The sequence below is a fragment of the Neorhizobium sp. DAR64872/K0K18 genome (genome assembly GCF_050500175.1).
GTDB lineage: Bacteria > Pseudomonadota > Alphaproteobacteria > Rhizobiales > Rhizobiaceae > Neorhizobium > Neorhizobium soli.
Window position 1 is genome coordinate 415,604 of record NZ_CP191445.1, and the last position, 19,818, is coordinate 435,421.

The 19,818-nt window shown below is 60.1% G+C and carries 17 protein-coding genes; 13 read left to right on the plus strand and 4 right to left on the minus strand.

The window, feature by feature from the left end; all coding sequences use genetic code 11:
- Positions 1 to 276: 276 nt before the first annotated feature.
- Both ACQY1P_RS01895 and ACQY1P_RS01900 read left to right on the plus strand, forming a co-directional pair.
- Complete coding sequence (locus tag ACQY1P_RS01895) at positions 277 to 1,815, plus strand: putative bifunctional diguanylate cyclase/phosphodiesterase (RefSeq protein ID WP_430253707.1); 1,539 nt, start codon at positions 277 to 279, stop codon at positions 1,813 to 1,815.
- A gap of 13 nt (positions 1,816 to 1,828) precedes the next feature.
- The gene (locus tag ACQY1P_RS01900) at positions 1,829 to 2,266 is read left to right on the plus strand and encodes a BLUF domain-containing protein (RefSeq protein WP_062459555.1); all 438 of its coding nucleotides are present in this window, start codon (positions 1,829 to 1,831) and stop codon (positions 2,264 to 2,266) included.
- A gap of 74 nt (positions 2,267 to 2,340) precedes the next feature.
- On the opposite strand, the gene ACQY1P_RS01905 is transcribed toward ACQY1P_RS01900, so the two are convergent.
- From ACQY1P_RS01905 to ACQY1P_RS01915, 3 genes are all read right to left on the minus strand, one after another.
- Complete coding sequence (locus ACQY1P_RS01905; protein ID WP_430253709.1) at positions 2,341 to 4,134, minus strand: YbhB/YbcL family Raf kinase inhibitor-like protein; 1,794 nt, start codon at positions 4,132 to 4,134, stop codon at positions 2,341 to 2,343.
- 121 nt (positions 4,135 to 4,255) lie between these two features.
- The gene (locus ACQY1P_RS01910) at positions 4,256 to 4,525 is read right to left on the minus strand and encodes a hypothetical protein (RefSeq protein WP_092663136.1); all 270 of its coding nucleotides are present in this window, start codon (positions 4,523 to 4,525) and stop codon (positions 4,256 to 4,258) included.
- 24 nt (positions 4,526 to 4,549) lie between these two features.
- Entirely contained in the window at positions 4,550 to 4,954 is a 405-nt protein-coding gene (locus ACQY1P_RS01915) for a gamma-glutamylcyclotransferase family protein (protein WP_325264835.1), read from the minus strand.
- 493 nt (positions 4,955 to 5,447) lie between these two features.
- Here ACQY1P_RS01915 and ACQY1P_RS01920 point away from each other — a divergent pair, with 493 nt between their 5' ends.
- From ACQY1P_RS01920 to ACQY1P_RS01970, 11 genes are all read left to right on the plus strand, one after another.
- Positions 5,448 to 8,450: a DEAD/DEAH box helicase gene (locus ACQY1P_RS01920; RefSeq protein WP_430253711.1), complete on the plus strand. Its 3,003-nt coding sequence runs from the start codon at positions 5,448 to 5,450 to the stop codon at positions 8,448 to 8,450.
- A gap of 305 nt (positions 8,451 to 8,755) precedes the next feature.
- Positions 8,756 to 9,811 (plus strand): sensor histidine kinase, encoded by a 1,056-nt coding sequence (locus tag ACQY1P_RS01925; protein WP_082471784.1) that lies wholly within the window; start codon positions 8,756 to 8,758, stop codon positions 9,809 to 9,811.
- 179 nt (positions 9,812 to 9,990) lie between these two features.
- Positions 9,991 to 10,842 carry a transporter substrate-binding domain-containing protein gene (locus ACQY1P_RS01930; RefSeq protein ID WP_430253713.1) on the plus strand — a complete coding sequence of 284 codons (852 nt, stop codon included), beginning with the start codon at positions 9,991 to 9,993 and terminating at the stop codon, positions 10,840 to 10,842.
- A 145-nt stretch (positions 10,843 to 10,987) separates the two neighbouring features.
- Positions 10,988 to 11,731: an amino acid ABC transporter ATP-binding protein gene (locus ACQY1P_RS01935; RefSeq protein ID WP_430253715.1), complete on the plus strand. Its 744-nt coding sequence runs from the start codon at positions 10,988 to 10,990 to the stop codon at positions 11,729 to 11,731.
- Between the two features lie 5 nt (positions 11,732 to 11,736).
- The gene (locus ACQY1P_RS01940; RefSeq protein WP_430253717.1) at positions 11,737 to 12,411 is read left to right on the plus strand and encodes an amino acid ABC transporter permease; all 675 of its coding nucleotides are present in this window, start codon (positions 11,737 to 11,739) and stop codon (positions 12,409 to 12,411) included.
- Between the two features lie 9 nt (positions 12,412 to 12,420).
- Positions 12,421 to 13,086, plus strand: a complete 666-nt coding sequence (locus ACQY1P_RS01945; RefSeq protein WP_192087302.1) for an amino acid ABC transporter permease — start codon at positions 12,421 to 12,423, stop codon at positions 13,084 to 13,086.
- A 22-nt stretch (positions 13,087 to 13,108) separates the two neighbouring features.
- Positions 13,109 to 14,035, plus strand: a complete 927-nt coding sequence (locus ACQY1P_RS01950; protein ID WP_430253719.1) for an N-carbamoyl-D-amino-acid hydrolase — start codon at positions 13,109 to 13,111, stop codon at positions 14,033 to 14,035.
- Between the two features lie 12 nt (positions 14,036 to 14,047).
- Positions 14,048 to 15,508 carry a dihydropyrimidinase gene (hydA, locus tag ACQY1P_RS01955; RefSeq protein ID WP_430253721.1) on the plus strand — a complete coding sequence of 487 codons (1,461 nt, stop codon included), beginning with the start codon at positions 14,048 to 14,050 and terminating at the stop codon, positions 15,506 to 15,508.
- Positions 15,505 to 16,164: an aspartate/glutamate racemase family protein gene (locus tag ACQY1P_RS01960; protein WP_430253723.1), complete on the plus strand. Its 660-nt coding sequence runs from the start codon at positions 15,505 to 15,507 to the stop codon at positions 16,162 to 16,164. The genes hydA and ACQY1P_RS01960 overlap by 4 nt, the downstream gene beginning before the upstream one ends.
- Before the next feature lie 5 nt (positions 16,165 to 16,169).
- Positions 16,170 to 17,084: a LysR family transcriptional regulator gene (locus ACQY1P_RS01965; protein WP_092663154.1), complete on the plus strand. Its 915-nt coding sequence runs from the start codon at positions 16,170 to 16,172 to the stop codon at positions 17,082 to 17,084.
- Positions 17,085 to 17,111: 27 nt separating this feature from the next.
- Positions 17,112 to 17,966, plus strand: a complete 855-nt coding sequence (locus ACQY1P_RS01970; RefSeq protein WP_430253725.1) for a D-amino-acid transaminase — start codon at positions 17,112 to 17,114, stop codon at positions 17,964 to 17,966.
- 118 nt (positions 17,967 to 18,084) lie between these two features.
- Here ACQY1P_RS01970 and zwf read toward each other — a convergent pair whose 3' ends face one another.
- On the minus strand, positions 18,085 to 19,596 hold the full coding sequence (gene zwf / locus ACQY1P_RS01975) for a glucose-6-phosphate dehydrogenase (RefSeq protein ID WP_343060980.1): 1,512 nt from the start codon (positions 19,594 to 19,596) through the stop codon (positions 18,085 to 18,087).
- Positions 19,597 to 19,818: the final 222 nt, after the last annotated feature.

Here is a 19,818-nt window from a genome sequence, read left to right on the forward strand (position 1 = left end):
TAGGTTGGGTAGTCTCACGTTCAGGTTGCCGGAAGTAGAGGCGAGCATCCTGCGCGGCGTGCCCTTCCTGCCGCCATCAGTCCATCTTTAGCAATCGATAACCCTCTCTCGACAAACAGTCATGTCCCGGGGCTTGGCATCCATTGCCTAGAAACGTTTGCGGATTACCTCTCGGTCAACTCCGAACGGTAACCAACCATGAACGCTGTGACGTCTATCCTCCACACATTGGAACCTCATCCGTTTCAGCTTCTCAACACCGAGAAAATACTAGAGATGTTGCCGCGCCCGGTCTTGGTTGTCGGATCCGATGGTCTCGTCGTCTACGCCAACAAGGCGAGCGAAGTCTCATTCGGCGCATTTCCCGGGGGCGCCGTCCACGCGCTTTTTACGGGCCTGGGCACAGACCTGCCCGACACCAGCTGCGCCCCGGTTTCAGTCACGTCCATCCATAGCGGTGAGAGCTTCGATGCCGCGTTCGTCTCTTTCGACGATGGGCAGTATCTCGTTGACCTGCGACCTGCATCGCAGAACCAGGGCATCGCCATCAAGACCGATGTCGACGAACTGACGGGCCTTGCCAAGCGGAACGCCTTGCTGTCGCACCTGTCGTCCGCTTTGAATAACGGTTCTAAATCTTCATCGATCGCCGTCCACTGCCTCGATCTTGACCGCTTCAAGATGGTCAACGACACGCTGGGACATGCAACAGGCGACCTTCTTTTGAAAAAGGTGGCCGACCGCCTCAAGGCCGCGTGCCGCAAAAGCGATGTCGTTGCGCGTCTTGGCGGGGACGAGTTCGTGATCCTCCAGCATGATGTCGATGATCTTGCTGCGGCCGAAAAACTCGCTTCGCGGATCGTGGACCTTGTCGGCCGCACCTATGTTCTGAACGGTCACACAATCAATATCGGCGCAAGCGTCGGCGTCGCCTTTGGCGCTGATGCGCTCCAGCCAGACGACCTTCTCCGCAACGGTGATCTTGCTCTCTACGAGGCAAAGAAGGCCGGGCGCGGACGTTACCGCATGTTCGAAAGCGGGATGGACGCTCTACTCCTCGGACGTCGGGAAATGGAGATCGATCTCCGCCGCGCGCTGGCCCTGAAGCAGTTCAAGCTGAACTATCAGCCGTTCCTCGATGTCTCGACCAAACGCGTGGATGGCTTTGAGGCCCTGCTCCGCTGGGAACATCCCGTCAAAGGCAACATCCCGCCTCTTTCCTTTATCTCGCTTGCAGAGGAAAACGGCCTGATCGTCAAGATCGGCGAATGGGTTTTGCGCACAGCCTGCTTGGAGGCCATGTCCTGGCCGAATGATATGATCGTCGCCGTCAACGTCTCGCCGCTTCAGTTCAAAGCGGACACACTGCTGGAAACGGTCGCATCGGCGCTAAGGCACTCGGGATTGCCAGCCCATCGCCTGGAAATCGAAATTACCGAGGGCGCCCTACTCGATGACACAGATAACGTCATCCAGACGCTGAATGCCATGCGCGCACTTGGCGTCAGAATCTCCATGGACGATTTCGGCACTGGCTATTCGTCCTTGAGCTACCTGCAGAAGTTTCCGTTCAACAAACTGAAGATCGATCGCTCGTTTGTTGCCTGTGACGACGCAGACAGCGAGGCGATCCTGCGATCAATCGCAAGTCTCGGGACGAGCCTCGGGATGTCGATCACGGCTGAAGGCGTCGAGACGGCGGAACAGTTGGCGCGCATTCGTGGCGAACGCTGCACCCATGTGCAGGGCTATCTGACGGGACGGCCGATGGGCACGGATCAGATTCCGGCGTTCCTGGCACAACACATTTTATAAAGGGGAACTGATAATGGATAACAGCTTGTATCGCCTGGTCTACTACAGCCGCAACCAGATCGGCGACGATGGCGCGGCGTTTAGCTCAAACGTCGACGAGATCCTGGCGAAAAGTCGGGTGAACAATCTCCGTGACGAGATCACCGGGGCGCTTCTGTTCAACGCGGGCTGCTTCGCCCAGGTTCTGGAAGGTCCGCTCGAGCGGGTGGAAGCCGCATTCGAGCGCATCCAGCAGGACGAACGCCATGGCGAAGTTTCGCTGCTGGCCGTGGACCCGATCAGCCATCGGTATTTCCCGAACTGGGCAATGGGTTTTATCGGGACATCCGAAGCCCACGCAAAGCGCTTCGCCGACGTCGGCTCGTCAAGCGGTTTCGATCCGTCCCGGCTGAGCGGCGAGCAGATCCATACCCTGTTGCGAGACCTCGCAATCGAAGAAGAGGCCGCCTGATTCCAGTACGGCCTCCTCCTATAAAAACATCGTCTACTGCTGAGCGTTGTATCGGGGCGTGATCGGACGAAGCCTTACTTCTTCGCAGGATCGACCTTCTGCTGGTAGCGACCCACGATCTCACCCTTGCCGATCACATGACCGGCCACTGCGGCGAGAAGAGCATCCCGGTCGGATGTCGGGGGAAGAGCCAGCATCTCGTCAAGCGCAAGAACCTGGAAGTGATAGTGATGCGCCGGGTCGCCGGCCGGCGGCTTTGGTCCGAAATAGCCGTGACTGCCGGATGTGTTGCGGCCTTGAAGGACGCCTTCCGGTTCGACGAGGCGGAGCTGTTCCTGCAACCCTTCCGGCAGGGACGTCACCGTTGCCGGGATATTCCACGCCAGCCAGTGAACAAACGGCTTGGTTGGTGAGGAGCCTGGATCCTCTACGATGATCGCGTAGGACGCGGCCTTCGGGACGGCCTTCCAGCTGATCGCCGGTGAGACACTCTCGGCATATTCGCTATGACGCTGCGGCATGAGTTCGTCGTTGTCGAAAGACGAGGACGAGACGGATACGCTGCCTTCCGTCTTGGTCTCCGGGCGATCCATGGCAAGTGGCACATCGATACCTTTGGCGGCCTGCGCCTTCATAGGTTCAACGGGCGCAGCGGGCTGCGCTTGTGCCTTTTGCGCGTCGCCGGTGTAAGCCACCCTGTAGATGACACCGTTTGCATCGTCGGCCATCAGCAAGGCGCCATCCTTGGCGACGGCCAGTCCGACCGGTCGTGCAAAATGCGTCTTGCCACCATCGCTGAGGAAGCCGGTGACGAAAGGTTCGAAGGATTTCGGCTTGCCATTTTCGAAGTGAATGCGAACAATCTCGTATCCGGATGCCGGGTTACGATTCCAGGATCCGCGCATGGTTGCAAACGCATCGCCCGAGAACTCGGCCGGAAACGACGTTCCGCTGTAGAATTTCATCTGCATGGGGGCTGCGTGTGCCGTGTAGCCGAGTTTCATCGGATCGCTCTGCGCCTTCCACTCCTCCTTGGTCACCCCGCCGACCGGTGTCGACTGCGGATAGATGTCGCCTGCTCCGTAAACATGCGGCCAGCCATATTGCTTTCCCTGTTCGATGAGGTTGAGCTCTTCTGCCTGCACCTCATCACCGAGGAGATCGATGCCATGGTCGAGCCCCCAAAGTTCACCGGTCTCGCGGTTCCAGTCGTAGCCGATCGTGTTGCGAAGGCCGGACGCGAAGATGGTGCGGCTCTTGCCATCAGGGGTCGCCCGGAGCACCGTTGCGTTTTCGGCATTGCTTTCGTTGCAGGCGTTACAGGTGGAACCGACGCTTATGTAGAGCATGCCATCAGGACCGAACTCCATGACGCGGTTGGGATGCTGTCCGGAATCCGGCAGATCGCCAATGATCATTTCAAGTGGCCCGACCGTGCCGTCGTCCTTGATGTCCGCGACGAACACCTCTTTGACCGTGACGAGATACAGCCTGTTATCCTTGATTGCCAGACCGTGGGCCTGCGCACGCGCTGCCACTTTCACCGGAGCGCCGTCGGCCTTGCCGTCGCCGTTCTCGTCCTTCAGCAGCAGCACTTCGCCTTCCTCGCGGCGGCTGACATAGATATAGCCCTTATCCGACACGGCGATGATGCGGCTGTTTCCGAGACCCTGGGCGAAAGGCTCAACGGTGAAACCTTCCGGCGCCTTCAAGGTGGCGATCCGTTCCGCGGTTGCCGGAATCTTGTTCGGCTTGAACACGTTGGTCGTGATCTGGACTTCGGTTCCATCGCCCTGCTGTGCATAGGCTGCGCTGCTCAAGAATACCGCGGTCGCGACCGACGCGACGCCAAGAAGTCCAAATTTCATCACTGTATCTCTCTCGTTGACTCGCCCCGTAACCAGCAACCGGAGCCATAGTTCCTCCACCGAGACGCGAAGCGAGAGCACAGCCGTGGTTTGAGACGTCAAATCGAACGAGAACGTAGCGTCACGCTTTCGGTGGCTTTGGCAAAGGGTTGCCAAACAGATCAACCGGGTCGGGAACCGCTGACGCGCTCGCCTTCTGGTCGTCGGATAGTCTGCCACCAAATGAGCGTGAACTGTTCGGCCTTCCGGCCCACAGCACCATTTCGATCTTTTCTCCGGCCTTGATATCTCTGTGAGCGATGAAATAGCCGCGGTGGTCCGGTGCGCGCTCGTGGCCGGCTTTTTCATTTTCGAATAGGCTGACATCGCCGGGCTTTGCCTCGTAGCGCATCGTGACGTCCCTCTTGTCTTGTCGTTACCGGTCCCATGGCGGGATAAATCTGCGGTCGTTATAGGCGGACAGGAAACCGGAATGGATGGGGTCGAGCCAGTTCTCGTCTTTCAAAAAGACAAGGGCGTCATGAACGAGACCGCCACCCGATGCCTGAACCTTGAGCATTGCCCGGAAACTGCCCTCTTCACCCACGTCTTCCAGCTTATCCAGAACCGGCAGATCGTCTTCAGGGACTTCAAACAACTCCCCTGTCACCTGCAAACCGGTTCCCGGTTGTTCGAGCATCATCGGTCCGTAGAATGGTGCTGCTATCAACAGGGGGTAGGGCTCGACCGTCACTACATCCCCGATATATTCCGAATTCCCAAGCCCCTTATCATGAAGCGCAAAGCCTCTTTTCAGGGTGCCGTAAATGAACACTTTCACATGGTTCTCCTATCCGTGAGGTCGAATAACCCGCTCGACATCGACCTGTTCCGTGCACGGCAACGCGGCATCCGGTCGCTGATGTCTCACCGCCATAGCGGCCTGACCGCGTGAAGAGAAAACGCATAGTTCGAAGGGAACAGGGCGCGACAAACTAAGTTCTTGCAGCCTGATAAAATTGCTGACGCGAGAATGGCAGGTTCATGTGAGTATCGTTGAGTTCCGAAATGAAAACGCCCCCTCTCCCCTCCCCGCATCCGAACAGAGCCCGCATCTGAAACTGCCGCCGGGTTTGGTGGCAACCCGGCTTGAGGCATCGCTCCGGAGCTCCGGTCGTTCGCTCTGCTACGTGGCATTGAGCGAAAATGCTGCGCAAAAAATAGCGGATGCCATGGCAGCGCTCTTTCCCTCGGTCCAATTCATTGTTCTGCCGCCTTGGGACTGCCTTCCCTATGATCGGGTTCCGCCCTCGCGGCACTGCATGGGTCGACGCATGGACGCATTGCGGATATGGGCCAGGCCAAGCGACACGCCGCGACTGCTGCTGACATCGATCGACGCGACGCTGCAGCGCATTCCGCCGGCGGGGGTCATCGCAGATGGCCAGATCGAACTGGTGGTCGGCCAGCCATTCGATCGCGAGGCATTCCTGAATTTCGTCAGACGATCAGGCTATGTGGAAGAGGGCGTTGCCGACGATCCCGGCGAACTGGCGGTGCGCGACGGGATGATCGACATCTATCCCGCCGGCGCCCCGGGCCCAATGCGCATCGTCCTGTCGGAAGACGACCACGTGACCGAATTGCGTGGGTTTGACCGCGTCTCGCAGCGAACCGAGAGCTACCTTGAACGGTTGAGCTTCGGTCCGGCATCCGAAGCCATACTCGCAGACGTCATTGCGGTAGCCCCTACTCCAAAATCTGAGACGATGGAGCGCCAGCTTTCCCGCCTCTACCCGGACATGGTGACGGTTTTCGATATCCTCGGCAATGCCGCTTTGACTGCGGCTCCGGGCGCAGCAGACCGGGTCGTACGGAATCTGGAAATCATCGACGACGCCCGCCAGTCCCGCACGGAATTCGGTAAGACCGGAACATCCTCTCCTTGCTCGTTCTATCTTGACAGCGAGGAGTGGGAACAGCGCTTCACCGGCGTGCAGACCAGCGCACTGGATCTCGAACAAGGGGGTGAACTGCCTTCCGGGGCGTCTGATGCGGACCCGCGCAAGGCACTGGTCAAATCTGCACAGGAACGCCTGGGCGATGGAATGAAGGTTGTAATCTCCGGGCATGGCAAGGCATCAGAGGCGCTTTGCCGCCGTGTCGCGAAAGCAACTGGTGTATCGCCTCGGTCCGTCGACAGCTGGACGAAGGTGATGGACGCCGAATCCGGCGCGCTTTTGAAGCTCGCCTGCGCCCTCGATCACGGGTTCCTCGACGTCGCGCAAAATGTTGCTGTCATCGCCGCGGGCGATGAACACCGACATGTTTCAAGTGCAACTTCCTTTCTTGCCGAACCAGAGCTTCGGATCGGCGACGTCGTCGTCCACGAAGATCACGGCATTGGAATTTTGAAAAATCTGGAAAGCATCGCCGTTGCAGGCGTCGCGCGTGACGCTGCCCGTCTGGAATATCGCGAAGGTGCTTCCGTGCTTGTTCCGATGGAAGAATTCGGAAAGCTGTGGCGCTACGGTTCCGAACCCGAGGCGGTCTCGCTCGATCGTCTTCACACCGACGCCTGGCAAAAGAAGCACGAGAAGATTGTCGCGGACATCAAATCGACGGCGCGTCATTTTTCGACCATCGCAAAGCACAGGCAGGCCTCGCCGGCCGAGACGTTCATTCCTCCCCGCGCCGAATTTTCAGCCTTCACCCGACGGTTCCCTTTCGCCGAAACACCAGATCAGGCCGAAGCCATCAAGGCCACGCTTTCCGATCTCGCGTCCGGGCATGCCATGAACCGCCTTGTCTGCGGCGATGTCGGCTTCGGCAAGACAGAGATCGCACTGCGCGCCGCAGCAGCGGTAGCACTAGCGGGCGGCCAGGTGGTCGTCATCGCCCCGACGACTGTTCTCACACGTCAGCATTTCGCCACCTTCAAGCGACGCTTCGAAGGAACAGGCATCTCTGTCGGAATGTTGTCACGGCTCGTCAAGCCAAGCGAGGCGAAGCAGGTCAAGGCGGCGTTGGCCGAGGGTGAAATCGACGTTATCGTCGCGACCCATGCGATCCTTGCAAAAGACGTGCGCTTTGCGCATCTCGGGCTTTTGATCGTGGATGAGGAACATCGGTTCGGGCTCAAGGATAAACGGGCCATGAGCGCGCTCGCGCCGACCCTCCACACGCTCGCCATGTCGGCAACACCTATCCCACGCACCTTGCAGTCGGCAATGGTCGGAGTTCAGGAGGTCAGCCTCCTGACGACTCCGCCCGCCCGGCGCCGACCCGTTCGCACATCGCTTGCAGCATTCGACAACGCATCGATGCGCACCGGATTGATGCGAGAATACCGCCGGGGCGGACAAAGCTTCGTCGTGGTGCCGCGCATCGAGGATATCGAAGCCGTCGAGGCGATCCTGCGCAAGATTGTTCCCGAGCTCTTGGTTAAGGTCGCGCATGGCAAGATGCCGGCGGCGACGATCGACGAAGCGATCGTCGGTTTCGCGGACGGCGATGGCGATGTCCTTCTCGCCACCAACATTATTGAAAACGGCCTCGATGTGCCGCGCGCCAATACGATGTTCATCTGGAATGCGGAGCGGTTCGGTTTGGCCCAGCTGCACCAGTTGCGTGGACGGGTCGGCCGTGGAGGCGCGCAGGGCATGACCACGCTTCTGACGGAAGAAGGTGCAGAACTGCCCGAGGAAACGCGCTTGCGGCTTTTGACACTCGTAGAGAACGACCGCCTGGGCGCCGGGCTTGCGATCAGTCTGCGCGATCTCGATCTGCGCGGCGGGGGCGACATCGCCGGCGAGGATCAGGCTGGGCATATGAAGGTCATCGGCATTGGCCTTTACCAGAAGCTCCTCGCGCGTGCCGTCGCGAAACTGGGAAAACGACTTTCGGCCACCAGAAAGCGCGCAATCCTGCATCTCGACGTCGCGGGCACGATACCGGCGGATTACGTGCCGGATCCGGCTGTCAGGCTCAATCTCTATGCCAGACTTCTGCGGGCATCCTCACAGCGCGACGTGAATGATCTGGAAGAAGAGTTCGAGGATCGCTTCGGCGAGTTGCCGCAGGAGACGCTGCTGTTGTTGCGCACAACCAGGCTGCAGCTTGCAGCAGGCCATCTCGGTATCGCCAAACTCGAAGCCGGACCGAAGGCGATTGCGATGACCATTGCCAAGATGCCGGCAAGGGTGATTTCGGCCCTGACGAAGAAGATTGCGGCAATCCGGCGGGAAGACCGGCTGATATTTGAGACGGTCGCCCAGACCTGCGACGAGCAGCTGAAGTTCTTCGAGCGGCTCATTCTGGCGGCGCGAAGGCCTTGAGGCTTTACGGTTTGACTTGATCGACGATAGCGCGGGCCCGTACTGTGGGCCCGCGAATTTTTGTCAGAACCCCGCGTCGGAGGCTGACGATCTGTCAGTCTCGCGGAGCGCCTCCTGTCCCCGCATATCGCGCCTCTGATGCCTCAACGTGCTCGTCACGTTTGTTGTCCGCATACGCCGTGCTTTCACCGGTGTTGCCAAACTTGTCCCTTATCCCGTCGGACATTACGTACCTTTCTAGTTGCTGATTGACGGAACACCCCGAACAAGCCAAGAACAAGCAACGCCGCGGGAACCCACTTGGAATGAAGCCCTTACGTATGCAATTGTTCGAGATGAGCGACCACGTCCGCGCTTCCCCGGGAAAGCGCTGGGGAGTGGCGGTTGCAGCGTTCGGGCTTGCGCTCTACGCGCGGTTTCTCTGCGACCATCTCCTGCCGCCGGGCTTCCCGTATCTGACCTTCTTCCCCGCGGTAATCCTGACGACGTTTCTGGCGGGCGTCTGGCCCGGGGCCGTTTGCGCCGTGGCCTGTGGCGTGGCTGCCTGGTACTGGTTTATACCGCCGTTTGCGATGTTCGAGATCAACGGGTCGGTCCTCGTGGCTCTGACCTTCTACGCGTGCGTGGTCATCGTGGACATTCTGCTGATCCAGGTCATGCACAAGGCGGTTGATGATCTTCAGGAAGAACGCCTGCGCAGCGAAGATCTGGTGCGCGAACAGCAGCGCCTTCTTGCCGAGCAAAAGGAACGGGAGCGCCAACAGCGTGTGTTGCAGCGCGAATTGTCCCACCGAATGAAGAACACGCTGGCGATGGTTCAAGCCGTCGTATCCCAGAGCCTGCGCAATGCGACAGACGTGAAGCTTGCCGGTGAAATGGCGTCGGCCCGCATCGACGCACTTGCCCGGGCACAGGATACGCTGACGGCAACGAACTGGTCCGCAGCAGATGTCGAGACGATTGTACGGACATCCGTCGAACCGCACCAGGACAGCCCCGACCGCTTCGATATCTTCGGGCCTCCGATGGTGCTCGAAGCACAACCTTCCATGGGTTTGGCACTGGCAATCCATGAACTTGCGACAAATGCCACCAAATATGGCGCGCTCAGCACGGCCGACGGCAAGGTCGAGATCCGCTGGACGGCGCCCGGCGAAAACGGCTTTGCCTTCACATGGATCGAAAGCAAGGGGCCGGCCGTGAGCGAACCGACGCGGCGTGGGTTCGGCTCCCGCCTGATGGAGCGCGTTGTGCCGACCTATTTCAACGGCGTCGCCAACGTGGACTACCGCGCGGATGGATTGCACTACCGCATCGAAGGCGAACTTCTTCCGAAAGAGCCTCAGCCTCTTCAGAGCTGACGCAATATGCGCCGTTGACCGGCTGCGACAACGAGGACCATCGACACAATCACTATTTGGAAACCGTATAATTCTAGTTCGATTATAATAATCAATTATATTGCAGCGCAGCAGGTTCGGTGGAACACTGGCTATAACAAGGGCCGCAAAGGCCTGGAGCCGCCAGTAGGAGAACATCGATGAAACCATTTATCAGGGCCGGCGCTGTCGGCTTAGCTACTCTGCTTGCCTGCACGCCAGCCTACTCCCTCGGAGACACGATCAAGACCGCGATCGACGCGACATTCGCGCCGCACGCCATGCCCACCCTCGATGGCAAGATCGAGGGTTTCAACGTCGATATGGCAAACCTGATCGGTGAACGGTTGGGCAAGAAAGTCGATCTGACCGGAGCGCAGTTCTCCGGCCTCATCCCAGCACTTCAGGCCGGCACCTATGACTTCCTTGTCGCACCGGTCACCGTGAACAAGGAGCGCGCCGCGAACCTTCTCTTCACCGAAGGCTTCATGGATACCAATTTCGGCTTCGTCGTGCCCGCCAATGCGCCTGAGTACAAGACGCTTGAAGACTTCAAGGGCAAGACGATCGCCGTCAACAAGGGCTCCGCCTACGATAGCTTCCTGCGGGAGAAGGAAAAGGAATTCGGCTGGAAGGTCGAAAGCTACGGCACCAATACCGACGCCGTGGCAGCCGTTATCGCGGGGCGTGCCGATGCCAACCTTGCCGGCAACACTGCCGCTGCATGGGCGGTCAAGAAGAACCCGCGCCTGAAACTCTCCTTCGAATACGAAACCGGCCTCGTCTGGGCCCTTTCCTTCCGCAAGGGAGACGGGCAGAACCGTGATCTCGTCGATCGTGCGATGGAATGCCTGAAGCTCGACGGCTCGATGGCGAAGCTTTCGGTCAAGTGGTTCGGCGTCACGCCAGAAGCTGGCACCACGATCGTCACCCCGACCAAGGGTTTCGGGACGCCCGGCTTCGACGGTTACAAGGACGACGCCCACCAGGCCTCCTGCGATAACCTGAAGTAACGTTCTGCAGCATGGGCAGGCGCTTCAGTCGCCTGCCCTCCCCCTTGATCAGACAGGATGCGGCAGCCGCGCCGATCGTTTCTCCCATCGGAGATCGCGGTTGGCCGGCAAAGCTGCCTGCATCGTGCCTGCCGGAGGTGCCACAATGGCCAATCGCCCAATGCTCGAAGTCGTCGCGCTGGAAAAGCGCTTCGGTACCACCACCGTTCTCAAGAAGATCGACCTGAGGGTCGCAGAGGGCGAACTCGTGTTCGCCATCGGGCCATCCGGTTCCGGCAAGAGCACGATGCTGCGCTGCTGTAACCGGCTCGAGGAGCCAACTTCCGGCGACATCATCGTCAATGGCCGCAATATCATGGCCGGCACCCGCCGCGATCTCGACCGGATGCGGCTGCAGATCGGCATGGTGTTCCAGGGTTTTCACCTCTACCCGCATATGAGTGTCCTCAAGAACGTCACTCTTGCGCAGCGCAAGGCGCTGAAGCGTTCCAAGGTCGAGGCGGATGCGCGGGCCATGGATATGCTCGAACAGGTTGGCCTCGCACACAAGGCGGATGCCTATCCCGGTGAACTGTCGGGCGGCCAGCAGCAGCGCGTGGCGATCGCCCGTTCGCTGGCACTCGACCCGAAGGTCATGCTGTTCGACGAACCAACCTCGGCGCTTGATCCGGAACTGGTTGGCTCCGTCCTCAAGGTGATGAAAGACCTCAAATCCAAGGGCATGACGATGGTCGTCGTCAGCCACGAGATGGGCTTTGCCCGCGAGACCGCGGACCGGGTCATCTTCATGGATGGCGGTGTCGTCGTCGAAGAGGGCACGCCGGACGAGCTTTTCGGCAACCCGAAGGCCGATCGCACCCGCGCCTTTCTCTCGCGCGTTTCCGGGTAACGGCTATGGACCGGTTCCTCGAGACCTTCTTCAACCCGGTGGTGATGGCGAAATATACGCCTGACATCATTGCCGGAATCTGGGTCACGCTGCAGATTGCCGCGGCGGTGATCGTGGCTGGCATCCTGGCGGGCCTCGCGCTCGCCTGCCTGCGCAGCTATGGCGTCAAGACGCTCAATTTCTTCATCATCTGCTACGCCGACATCTTTCGCGCCCTGCCGCCTCTGGTCGTCATCCTGATCCTCTATTTCGGCTTTCCCTCGATCGGCATCCAGTTGTCCGGCCCGATGGTTCTTTTCCTCGTTCTGGCGGCGACCCTTGCAGCGTTTGCCGAAGAGATATTCTGGGCCGGGTTCTCGTCTGTCGAGAAGGGCCAATGGGAGGCCGGCATCGCAACCGGGCTCGGTTTTACCCGCACGCTTGCCTATGTGGCGCTGCCCCAGGCTGTCCGTCTTGCCATTCCGCCGCTCGTCAACCGCGTGCTTGCCATCACCAAGATGACCGCGCTCGGCTCGGCCATCGGCGTTTCGGAAATCCTGTCGAGCGCCACGACGGCGCAGAGTTTTTCCGGCAGTGCCACGCCGCTCACCATGTCGGTTGTCGCCTATCTGGTGATTTTCCTGCCGATGGTGGTCTTCGCCCGCTGGATGGAAAGCCGGACCGCCTGGAAGAAGCGATAGGAGGCTGACATGGATATCTTCATCGACCAGTTCTTCAATATCGGCATCATGCGCCAGTCGCTGCCGCTGATGATGTCCGGCCTCTGGATGACGCTCAAGCTGTGCAGCGCCGTCATTCTGCTCGGCCTGATCGGCGGCCTGTTTGTCGCGCTCGGCAATATGAGCGAGCGCCGATGGCTACGCTGGATCTCGATCACCTATACCGATCTCTTCCGCGCCCTGCCGCCGCTGGTGCTGCTCATCTTCATCTATGCCGGCCTGCCCTTTGCGGGGGTCAACATCTCGCCGTTTTACGCCGTCGTCATCGCCTTCCTGCTCAACAACTCCTCCTATTACGCCGAGGTCTATCGCGCCGGTCTGATCTCGGTCGCCAAGGGACAGTGGGAGGCTGCCCAGTCGACGGGCTTGAGCCCTGTGCAGACGCTCGCTCATGTCGTCCTGCCGCAGGCCATCCGCAACGTGCTGCCGGACCTGCTGTCCAACACTGTGGAAGTCGTCAAGCTCACCTCGCTTGCCTCCGTCATCTCGCTGTCCGAGCTTCTCTACAATGCCGGCATGGCGCGGTCGGTCACCTACAATGCCTCGCCGCTGGTGCTGGCAGCTCTCATCTACCTCGTGCTGCTGTGGCCGCTGGTGCGCCTCGTCAGTCATTTCCAGCGGCGCCTTGCCGCCTGATCGCTTTCGAAAGGAAACTCCGATGACCATCATGAAGATCGCAGGTGCCCAGCTCGGCGCCATCCAGAAAGCCAATAGCCGCGAAAGCGTCGTCATCCGCATGATTGCGCTTCTCGATGAAGCCGCATCCAAGGGCGCAGACATGGTCGTCTACCCAGAGCTGGCGCTCACGACCTTCTTTCCCCGCTGGTACTTGGAAGACCAGGCCGAAATCGATTTCTGGTTCGAGACGGAAATGCCGAACGCCGCCACGCAGCCGCTGTTCGATCGCGCCCACGAGCTCAACATCGCCATCACCTTCGGCTACGGCGAGAAGACGCCGGACGGACACTATTACAACACCTCGATCGTTACCGACCGGCAAGCCAATATCGTCGGCAAGTATCGCAAGGTGCATCTTCCCGGTCATTCCGAATACGATACCGAGCGCGCCTTCCAGCATCTCGAGAAGCGCTACTTCGAACCCGGTGATCTCGGCTTCAACGTCTGGCGTAACGAAGGCGTCATCATGGGCATGGCGATCTGCAACGACCGCCGCTGGCCGGAAACCTTCCGTTGCCTGGGCCTGCAGGGCGTCGAGCTGGTCACGATCGGCTACAACACGCCGTCGGTGAACAGCCAGATGAGCGCCGAAGGTTTGGAGAAGCGGCTTTTCCATTCCGACCTCTCCATGCAGTCCGGCGCCTACCAGAACTCGACCTATGTCGTCGGCGTCGCCAAGGCCGGCAATGAGGACGGCCACCCGCTGATGGGCGGCTCGATTATCGTCGATCCGGACGGGTTCGTTCTCGCCCGCGCCGTGACCGAGGAAGACGAGCTCATCATCGCCGAATGCGATTTCTCCAAATGCGACTTCGGCAAGAAGACGATCTTTGATTTCGAGCGCCATCGTCGTATCGAGCATTACGGTCGCCTGACGAGCCAGACCGGCGTGATCATCGAAGTGTAAGGAAAGACCGACATGACAGCGTTTGATACGGTCATCCATGGCGGTCGCATCGTCACCGCATCCGACATATTCGATGGCGATATCGGCATTACCGACGGTCGAATTACGGCGATCGGCGAGAAGATCGCTGGAGGAAGCCGCCGGATCGATGCCGGCGGCAAGCTGGTCGTTCCCGGCGGCATCGAGGCGCATGCCCATATCGCCCAGGAAAGCTCCGCGGGCGTGATGACCGCCGACGACTACTATTCGGGCTCGGTCTCCGCCGCCTTCGGTGGCAATTCCTCATTCATCCCGTTCGCGGCTCAGCATCGCGGCCAGTCGATTGCCGAAGTCATCGCCACCTATGACGGCCGCGCCGCGCCGCACTCGGTGCTCGACTATTCCTACCACCTGATCATTTCCGACCCCTCGGCGTCAGTTCTTGCAGAGCTGCCGGGCGTGTTTGCCAAGGGCATCACGTCGTTCAAGGTGTTCATGACCTACGACCTGATGAATATTGGCGACGGCGGCATGCTCGATATCCTGACCGTTGCCAAAACCCATGGGGCGCTCACCATGGTCCATGCCGAAAACAACGACATGGTGAAGTGGATGAACAAGCGGATGGCGGCTGCCGGCCTCACCGCGCCAAAATACCATGCGATCAGCCGTCCGGAGCTCGCGGAAGAAGAAGCGATCAACCGGGCCGTCTCGCTTGCGAAACTGGTCGATGCAGCCCTCTTTATCGTCCATGTCTCGACGGCGGGCGGCGCTGCCATCGTCCAGCGCGAAAAGCTTGCCGGCACGAAACTGTTTGCCGAAACCTGCCCGCAATACCTGGCTCTGACCCGCGATGATCTCGACCGGCCCGGCATGGAAGGGGCGAAATTCATCTGCTCTCCACCGCTCCGCGACGCGGCGACACAGGAAGCGCTCTGGCGGCACGTACAATCAGGCACGTTCGAGAGCGTCTCCTCCGACCACGCGCCTTACCGTTTCGATGCCAGCGGAAAATTTGCCAATGGTGCCGATGCGCACTACCCGAAGATCTCCAACGGCATGCCCGGCATCGCCATGCGCCTGCCCTATCTGTTTTCGGAGGGCGTCGCTAAAGGCCGCATCACGCTGCAGCAGTTCGTTGCACTCTCAAGCACCAATGCGGCCAAGACATTCGGTATGGCTAAAAAGGGATCGATCGCACCCGGCTACGAAGCCGATATCTGCATCTGGGACCCGGAAGCCCGCCGCAAGGCAACGCTTGCCGATCAGCACGACAATATGGACTACACACCGTTTGAGGGCATGGAGATCGAAGGCTGGCCGGTCCTCACCATGAACCGCGGCGATGTCATCGTCGAGAACGGCGAGTTGAAGGCGGACCGTGGTCGTGGTCGTTTCATTGCCCGCAGCCCCATCGACCTGACCGGCAAGCCCGGCTACCGTGCCAAGGAATTCGATCCGGCGCAGAATTTCGGCGTGGAGATCGCCCCATGAGAACCGTCGGCCGGATCCTCGTCATCAACCCGAACAGTTCGGAAAGCGTCACCGAAGGCCTGCGCGAGGCGCTCTCCGGAATGCAGTTTCCGGCTGGTCCCGTTATCGAATGCGTCACGATCGATGAGGGTCCGCCCGGCGTCGTCACCCAGCGCCATGTGGATGAAGCCGCGTTGCGCACTGCCGACCTGATCGAAACCCGGCCGGATGCATCAGCCTATGTGCTCGCCTGCTATTCGCAGCCCGGGCTGGACCTTGCACGGTCGATCACCACCAAGCCGGTCTACGGCATCCAGGATGCCGGCGTACTGAGCGCCCTGGCGCTTGCAGATCTCTTCGGCGTCATCGCAGTCGCCGAAGGTTCAATCCCCCGTCACATGCGCAACCTTCGCCGCCTCGGCGTCGATGGCAGGCTTGCCGGCGAGGTCGCGCTTGAAGGCGCAATCAGCGTCGCCGACAGCGGCCATGGAGAGGAAAGCTATGCGGCTCTCGTGAAAGCCGGGCTGAAACTGCGGCACATGGGCGCCGGCGCGATCGTGCTTGGCTGTGCCGGCATGTCCGGCCACCGCCGCAGACTCGAAGATGAGCTCGGCATCCGCGTGATCGATCCGACCCAGGCCGCCGTCGCGATGGCGCTTGGCGCAGTTCTCACCTGAACGCCATGACCGAAACCGAGCAGAAGCCGGATATCTCGCTGCGCCTCCTCGAAATCTTCGGGGCCATGATGCGTTGCGAAACGACCGTGGAGGCAGCCGAGCAGCTGGGCATCTCGCAGCCCGCCGTTTCGAACGGCATCCGCCAGCTGGAAAACCAGCTCGGTATAACGCTGTTTGAGCGCCTGCACCGGCGGCTTGAGCCAACCGAAGAAGCCACGCTTCTGTTTGAAGAGGTGCGGCCTGTCTTCAGCATGCTGCGCAGCTTTTCCGCCCGCGCCCGCTCGATCCGGCATGGCACATCGGGACGGCTGCGTGTCATGTCGACGCCGCCGCTTGGTAATACGGTCGCACCGGTGGCGCTCGCACGGTTCCTGAAAGATCGTCCGGATGTGTCCGTCGCTTACGATGTCCGCCGGCTCGAACACGTCATCGAAGCTGTGCAGAGCGGGGCCGCCGACGTCGGTCTTGCGATCGCGCTGGAACGGCATCCGTCTGTGAACGTAGAGATCCTGTCGCGCACCCATATGGTCGCGCTCGTGCCGAAGGACCACCCGGTCGCTAGTCGGCAGGAGGTGACGGTCAGTGATTTGTCCGAACACGGTTTTATCGGCCTCGAAGCGGAATCGCGCATGGGCCAGATGCTGCGCGATGCCTTCGATCGCGAGGGCATCGATTACGAGCCGCGGGTCGAGGTGCGCTATTGCGCAACGGCTGCGGTTCTGGCCGGAGCAGGCGTCGGAGCGGCGGTCGTCGATCCCTATAGTGCAGCCCACCAGTCATTACAGGGGTTGGTGCAACTGCCCTTCCAGCCACCCCGAGAAGTCGCGGCCGTCCTGATTACCCGCAAAGGCATACCGCGCTCACGCCTGCTGCACGGGTTCATCGCCGAACTGAAGCGAGCCGCCGGCGATGTGTTTTGAATTCCCGACATACTGAAGGAGATTGTCTTGTCCCGTATCGTTTATCTCAATGGCGAATGGCTGCCCGAAGCCGACGCAAAGGTCTCCGTCTTCGACCGCGGCTTTCTGTTCGCAGACGCCATCTACGAAGTGACCGGCGTCATCGACGGCAAGCTTCTCGAATATGACGGCCACGCCGCCCGCCTGAAGCGCTCGATCGGGGAACTGGGCCTGAACCTGCCGATTTCGGCCAGCGAGCTTCTGGAGGCTCACCGCGAGATCATCAGACGCAATGAACTCAAGGAAGGCCTGATCTACCTCCAGCTGTCGCGCGGCCCCGCCGATCGCGACTTCGCCTTCCCGAAGGATCCGACGCCGACGCTGGTTCTCTTTACCCAGGCAAAGTCTGTCATCGAGAACCCCAAGCTCGCGACTGGCTTGTCCGTCGCTCTGCTGCCCGACTGGCGCTGGGAGCGCCGCGACATCAAGACAGTGCAGTTGCTCTATCCTTCGATGGCGAAGATGCAGGCGATGGAGAAAGGCTCCGATGACGCCTGGCTGGTGGAAGACGGCTTCGTGACCGAGGCAAGCTCGGCGACCGCTCATATCATCGACAAGAGCGGCAGGCTGATCACCCGCCCGCTGTCGAACGCAATCCTGCACGGCATTACCCGAGCAAGCGTGCTTGATCTCGCCGAAAAGGCCGGCATTCCCTACGAAGAACGCGCCTTCACACCCGATGAAGCGATGAATGCCGCGGAAGCCTTCATCACCTCGGCCACCAACTTCGTCATGCCCGTCACGCGTATCGACGGCGCACCTGTGGGCGACGGCAAGCCGGGGGCTCTAACGCTCAAACTGCGTGAACTCTACATCGCCGACAAGATCGCCAACTCGATCTGAACCACTGAGCAGCTTTGGTTGATCATAAGATGGCGCCAAACCGAAAGTCGGTCATCTGTGGTATGGCGCCTCTAACCGATCGACCGTCAAGCACCGTCCGCCCGCAACGACACCCGCTTCACTTCCTCTGATGCAGAACCACTCCAAGTTCATGCCACTCACGACCGTCCTTGCGGATGAGGTCATCGGCCGAGGCTGGACCCATGCTGCCGGGGGCGTAGGGTTCTGGAACCGAGCCGTCTTCTGCCCAGGCGTCCAGGAAAGGCTGGACGGCAGCCCATCCGGCTTCGATGCTGTCGGCGCGTTGAAACAGCGCCTGATCGCCGATGAACAGGTCGTAGATCAGGGATTCGTAGCCCGTCGTGTTGCCGATGTCGAACCTGTCGGAATAGCGGAAATCCAGTGTCACCGGCACTGTCTCGACGGATTGGCCGGGGCGTTTGATCGAGATTTCCATGCTCATCCCCTCATCCGGCTGAACCTGGATGACGAGCCGGTTGGGCGGCAGACGACGCGTCACGTCCGTTTCGCGAAACTGGGCAAATGGGACCTTGTTGAACGTGATGACGATTTCAGTGTCGCGGGCGGTCAAAGCCTTACCCGTCCTCAAGTAGAACGGTACACCGGCCCAGCGCCAGGTGTCGGCATAAAGCTTGAGGGCCACATAGGTTTCGGTCCGACTGTCGGGCGCGACATCCTTGGTGTCCCGGTAGGCTGACAACGACTTGCCGCCGAGACCGCCCGAACCATAGGCGCCGCGCACGCTGTTTGCGGCGGCCTCTTCAGCCGAATAGACACGCAGCGCTTTCAGCACCTTGCCCTTCTCGTTTCTAATAGCCTCGGCATCGAAACTGTTCGGCGGTTCCATCGCGATCATGGCCAGCAACTGGAACAGGTGGTTCGGAACCATGTCGCGAAGCGCACCTGTCGCATCGTAGAACCTGCCGCGACTACCGACATCGACAACCTCCGCCGCCGTGATCTGAACATGGTCGATATAGGTGTTGCTCCACAGGCCCTCGATGATCATGTTGGCAAAACGGGCCGTCATCAGGTTCTGCACAGTCTCCTTGCCGAGAAAATGATCCAGCCGGTAGACCTGGGTTTCCTCGACATTCGACAATATACGGGCATTGAGAGCCTTCGCCGAGGAGAGATCGGTCCCGAAGGGTTTCTCGATCGCGACGCGCCGGAAGCATGTCTCGGTTTCCTGCATCAGGCCATGCACTGCCAGCTTCTCGACGATCGGTCCGAACAGAACGGGCGGGACGGCGAGGTAGAAAGCAGCATTTGCCGACGATCCAAGCCGCGTTTCAATCGCCTGATAGATATCATCCCTGGTGAAATCGCCGCTCATATAGGAAATGCGGGATCGCAGACTGAACCAGGCGTCGTCTTTGCGGGTAGGCTCTTCGCCGTCTGGGCTGAGATGGGTGAGGAACTCATCGAGCCGACCGCGCAGAAATTCGTCGTCGCCCTCATCGATCCCGACACCGAGAATAGCGAGATCGTCTCCCACCAGGCCGCTGCGTGTCAGGTTGATGATCGCCGGAATGAGCAGGCGACGCGTCAGGTCGCCGGTGGCGCCGAAGATGACGAGAGTAACGGGCGGTGCTTTTTTCGGAATCACGCATAGCTCCTTCCATGAGGTCCTCACGGGGATATAGGCTTCTCGGTGCAACCAGCAATTCTCGAAAGGGATATAGAGGCAAGTTGCGAGAAGGGTCGGCGCCGCGACGACTTGGCATCCGCGCCCCGACGAATACTCACACCGGACCCGCATATCCAAGCCACCTTCCGCATCCGACAAACGCAGAATGCAAAGGAACATCGGCGAAACGGCGTTGTTTGT

Excerpts from the sequence above, each read along its gene's own strand:
- ACQY1P_RS01895 (WP_430253707.1), top strand. The coding sequence starts at position 277 with ATGTTGCCGCGCCCGGTCTTGGTTGTCGGATCCGATGGTCTCGTCGTC.
- ACQY1P_RS01900 (WP_062459555.1), top strand. The coding sequence starts at position 1,829 with ATGGATAACAGCTTGTATCGCCTGGTCTACTACAGCCGCAACCAGATC.
- ACQY1P_RS01905 (WP_430253709.1), bottom strand. The coding sequence starts at position 4,134 with ATGAAATTTGGACTTCTTGGCGTCGCGTCGGTCGCGACCGCGGTATTC.
- ACQY1P_RS01910 (WP_092663136.1), bottom strand. The coding sequence starts at position 4,525 with ATGCGCTACGAGGCAAAGCCCGGCGATGTCAGCCTATTCGAAAATGAA.
- ACQY1P_RS01920 (WP_430253711.1), top strand. The coding sequence starts at position 5,448 with ATGGACGCATTGCGGATATGGGCCAGGCCAAGCGACACGCCGCGACTG.
- ACQY1P_RS01925 (WP_082471784.1), top strand. The coding sequence starts at position 8,756 with ATGAAGCCCTTACGTATGCAATTGTTCGAGATGAGCGACCACGTCCGC.
- ACQY1P_RS01930 (WP_430253713.1), top strand. The coding sequence starts at position 9,991 with ATGAAACCATTTATCAGGGCCGGCGCTGTCGGCTTAGCTACTCTGCTT.
- ACQY1P_RS01935 (WP_430253715.1), top strand. The coding sequence starts at position 10,988 with ATGGCCAATCGCCCAATGCTCGAAGTCGTCGCGCTGGAAAAGCGCTTC.
- ACQY1P_RS01940 (WP_430253717.1), top strand. The coding sequence starts at position 11,737 with ATGGACCGGTTCCTCGAGACCTTCTTCAACCCGGTGGTGATGGCGAAA.
- ACQY1P_RS01945 (WP_192087302.1), top strand. The coding sequence starts at position 12,421 with ATGGATATCTTCATCGACCAGTTCTTCAATATCGGCATCATGCGCCAG.
- ACQY1P_RS01950 (WP_430253719.1), top strand. The coding sequence starts at position 13,109 with ATGACCATCATGAAGATCGCAGGTGCCCAGCTCGGCGCCATCCAGAAA.
- hydA (WP_430253721.1), top strand. The coding sequence starts at position 14,048 with ATGACAGCGTTTGATACGGTCATCCATGGCGGTCGCATCGTCACCGCA.
- ACQY1P_RS01960 (WP_430253723.1), top strand. The coding sequence starts at position 15,505 with ATGAGAACCGTCGGCCGGATCCTCGTCATCAACCCGAACAGTTCGGAA.
- ACQY1P_RS01965 (WP_092663154.1), top strand. The coding sequence starts at position 16,170 with ATGACCGAAACCGAGCAGAAGCCGGATATCTCGCTGCGCCTCCTCGAA.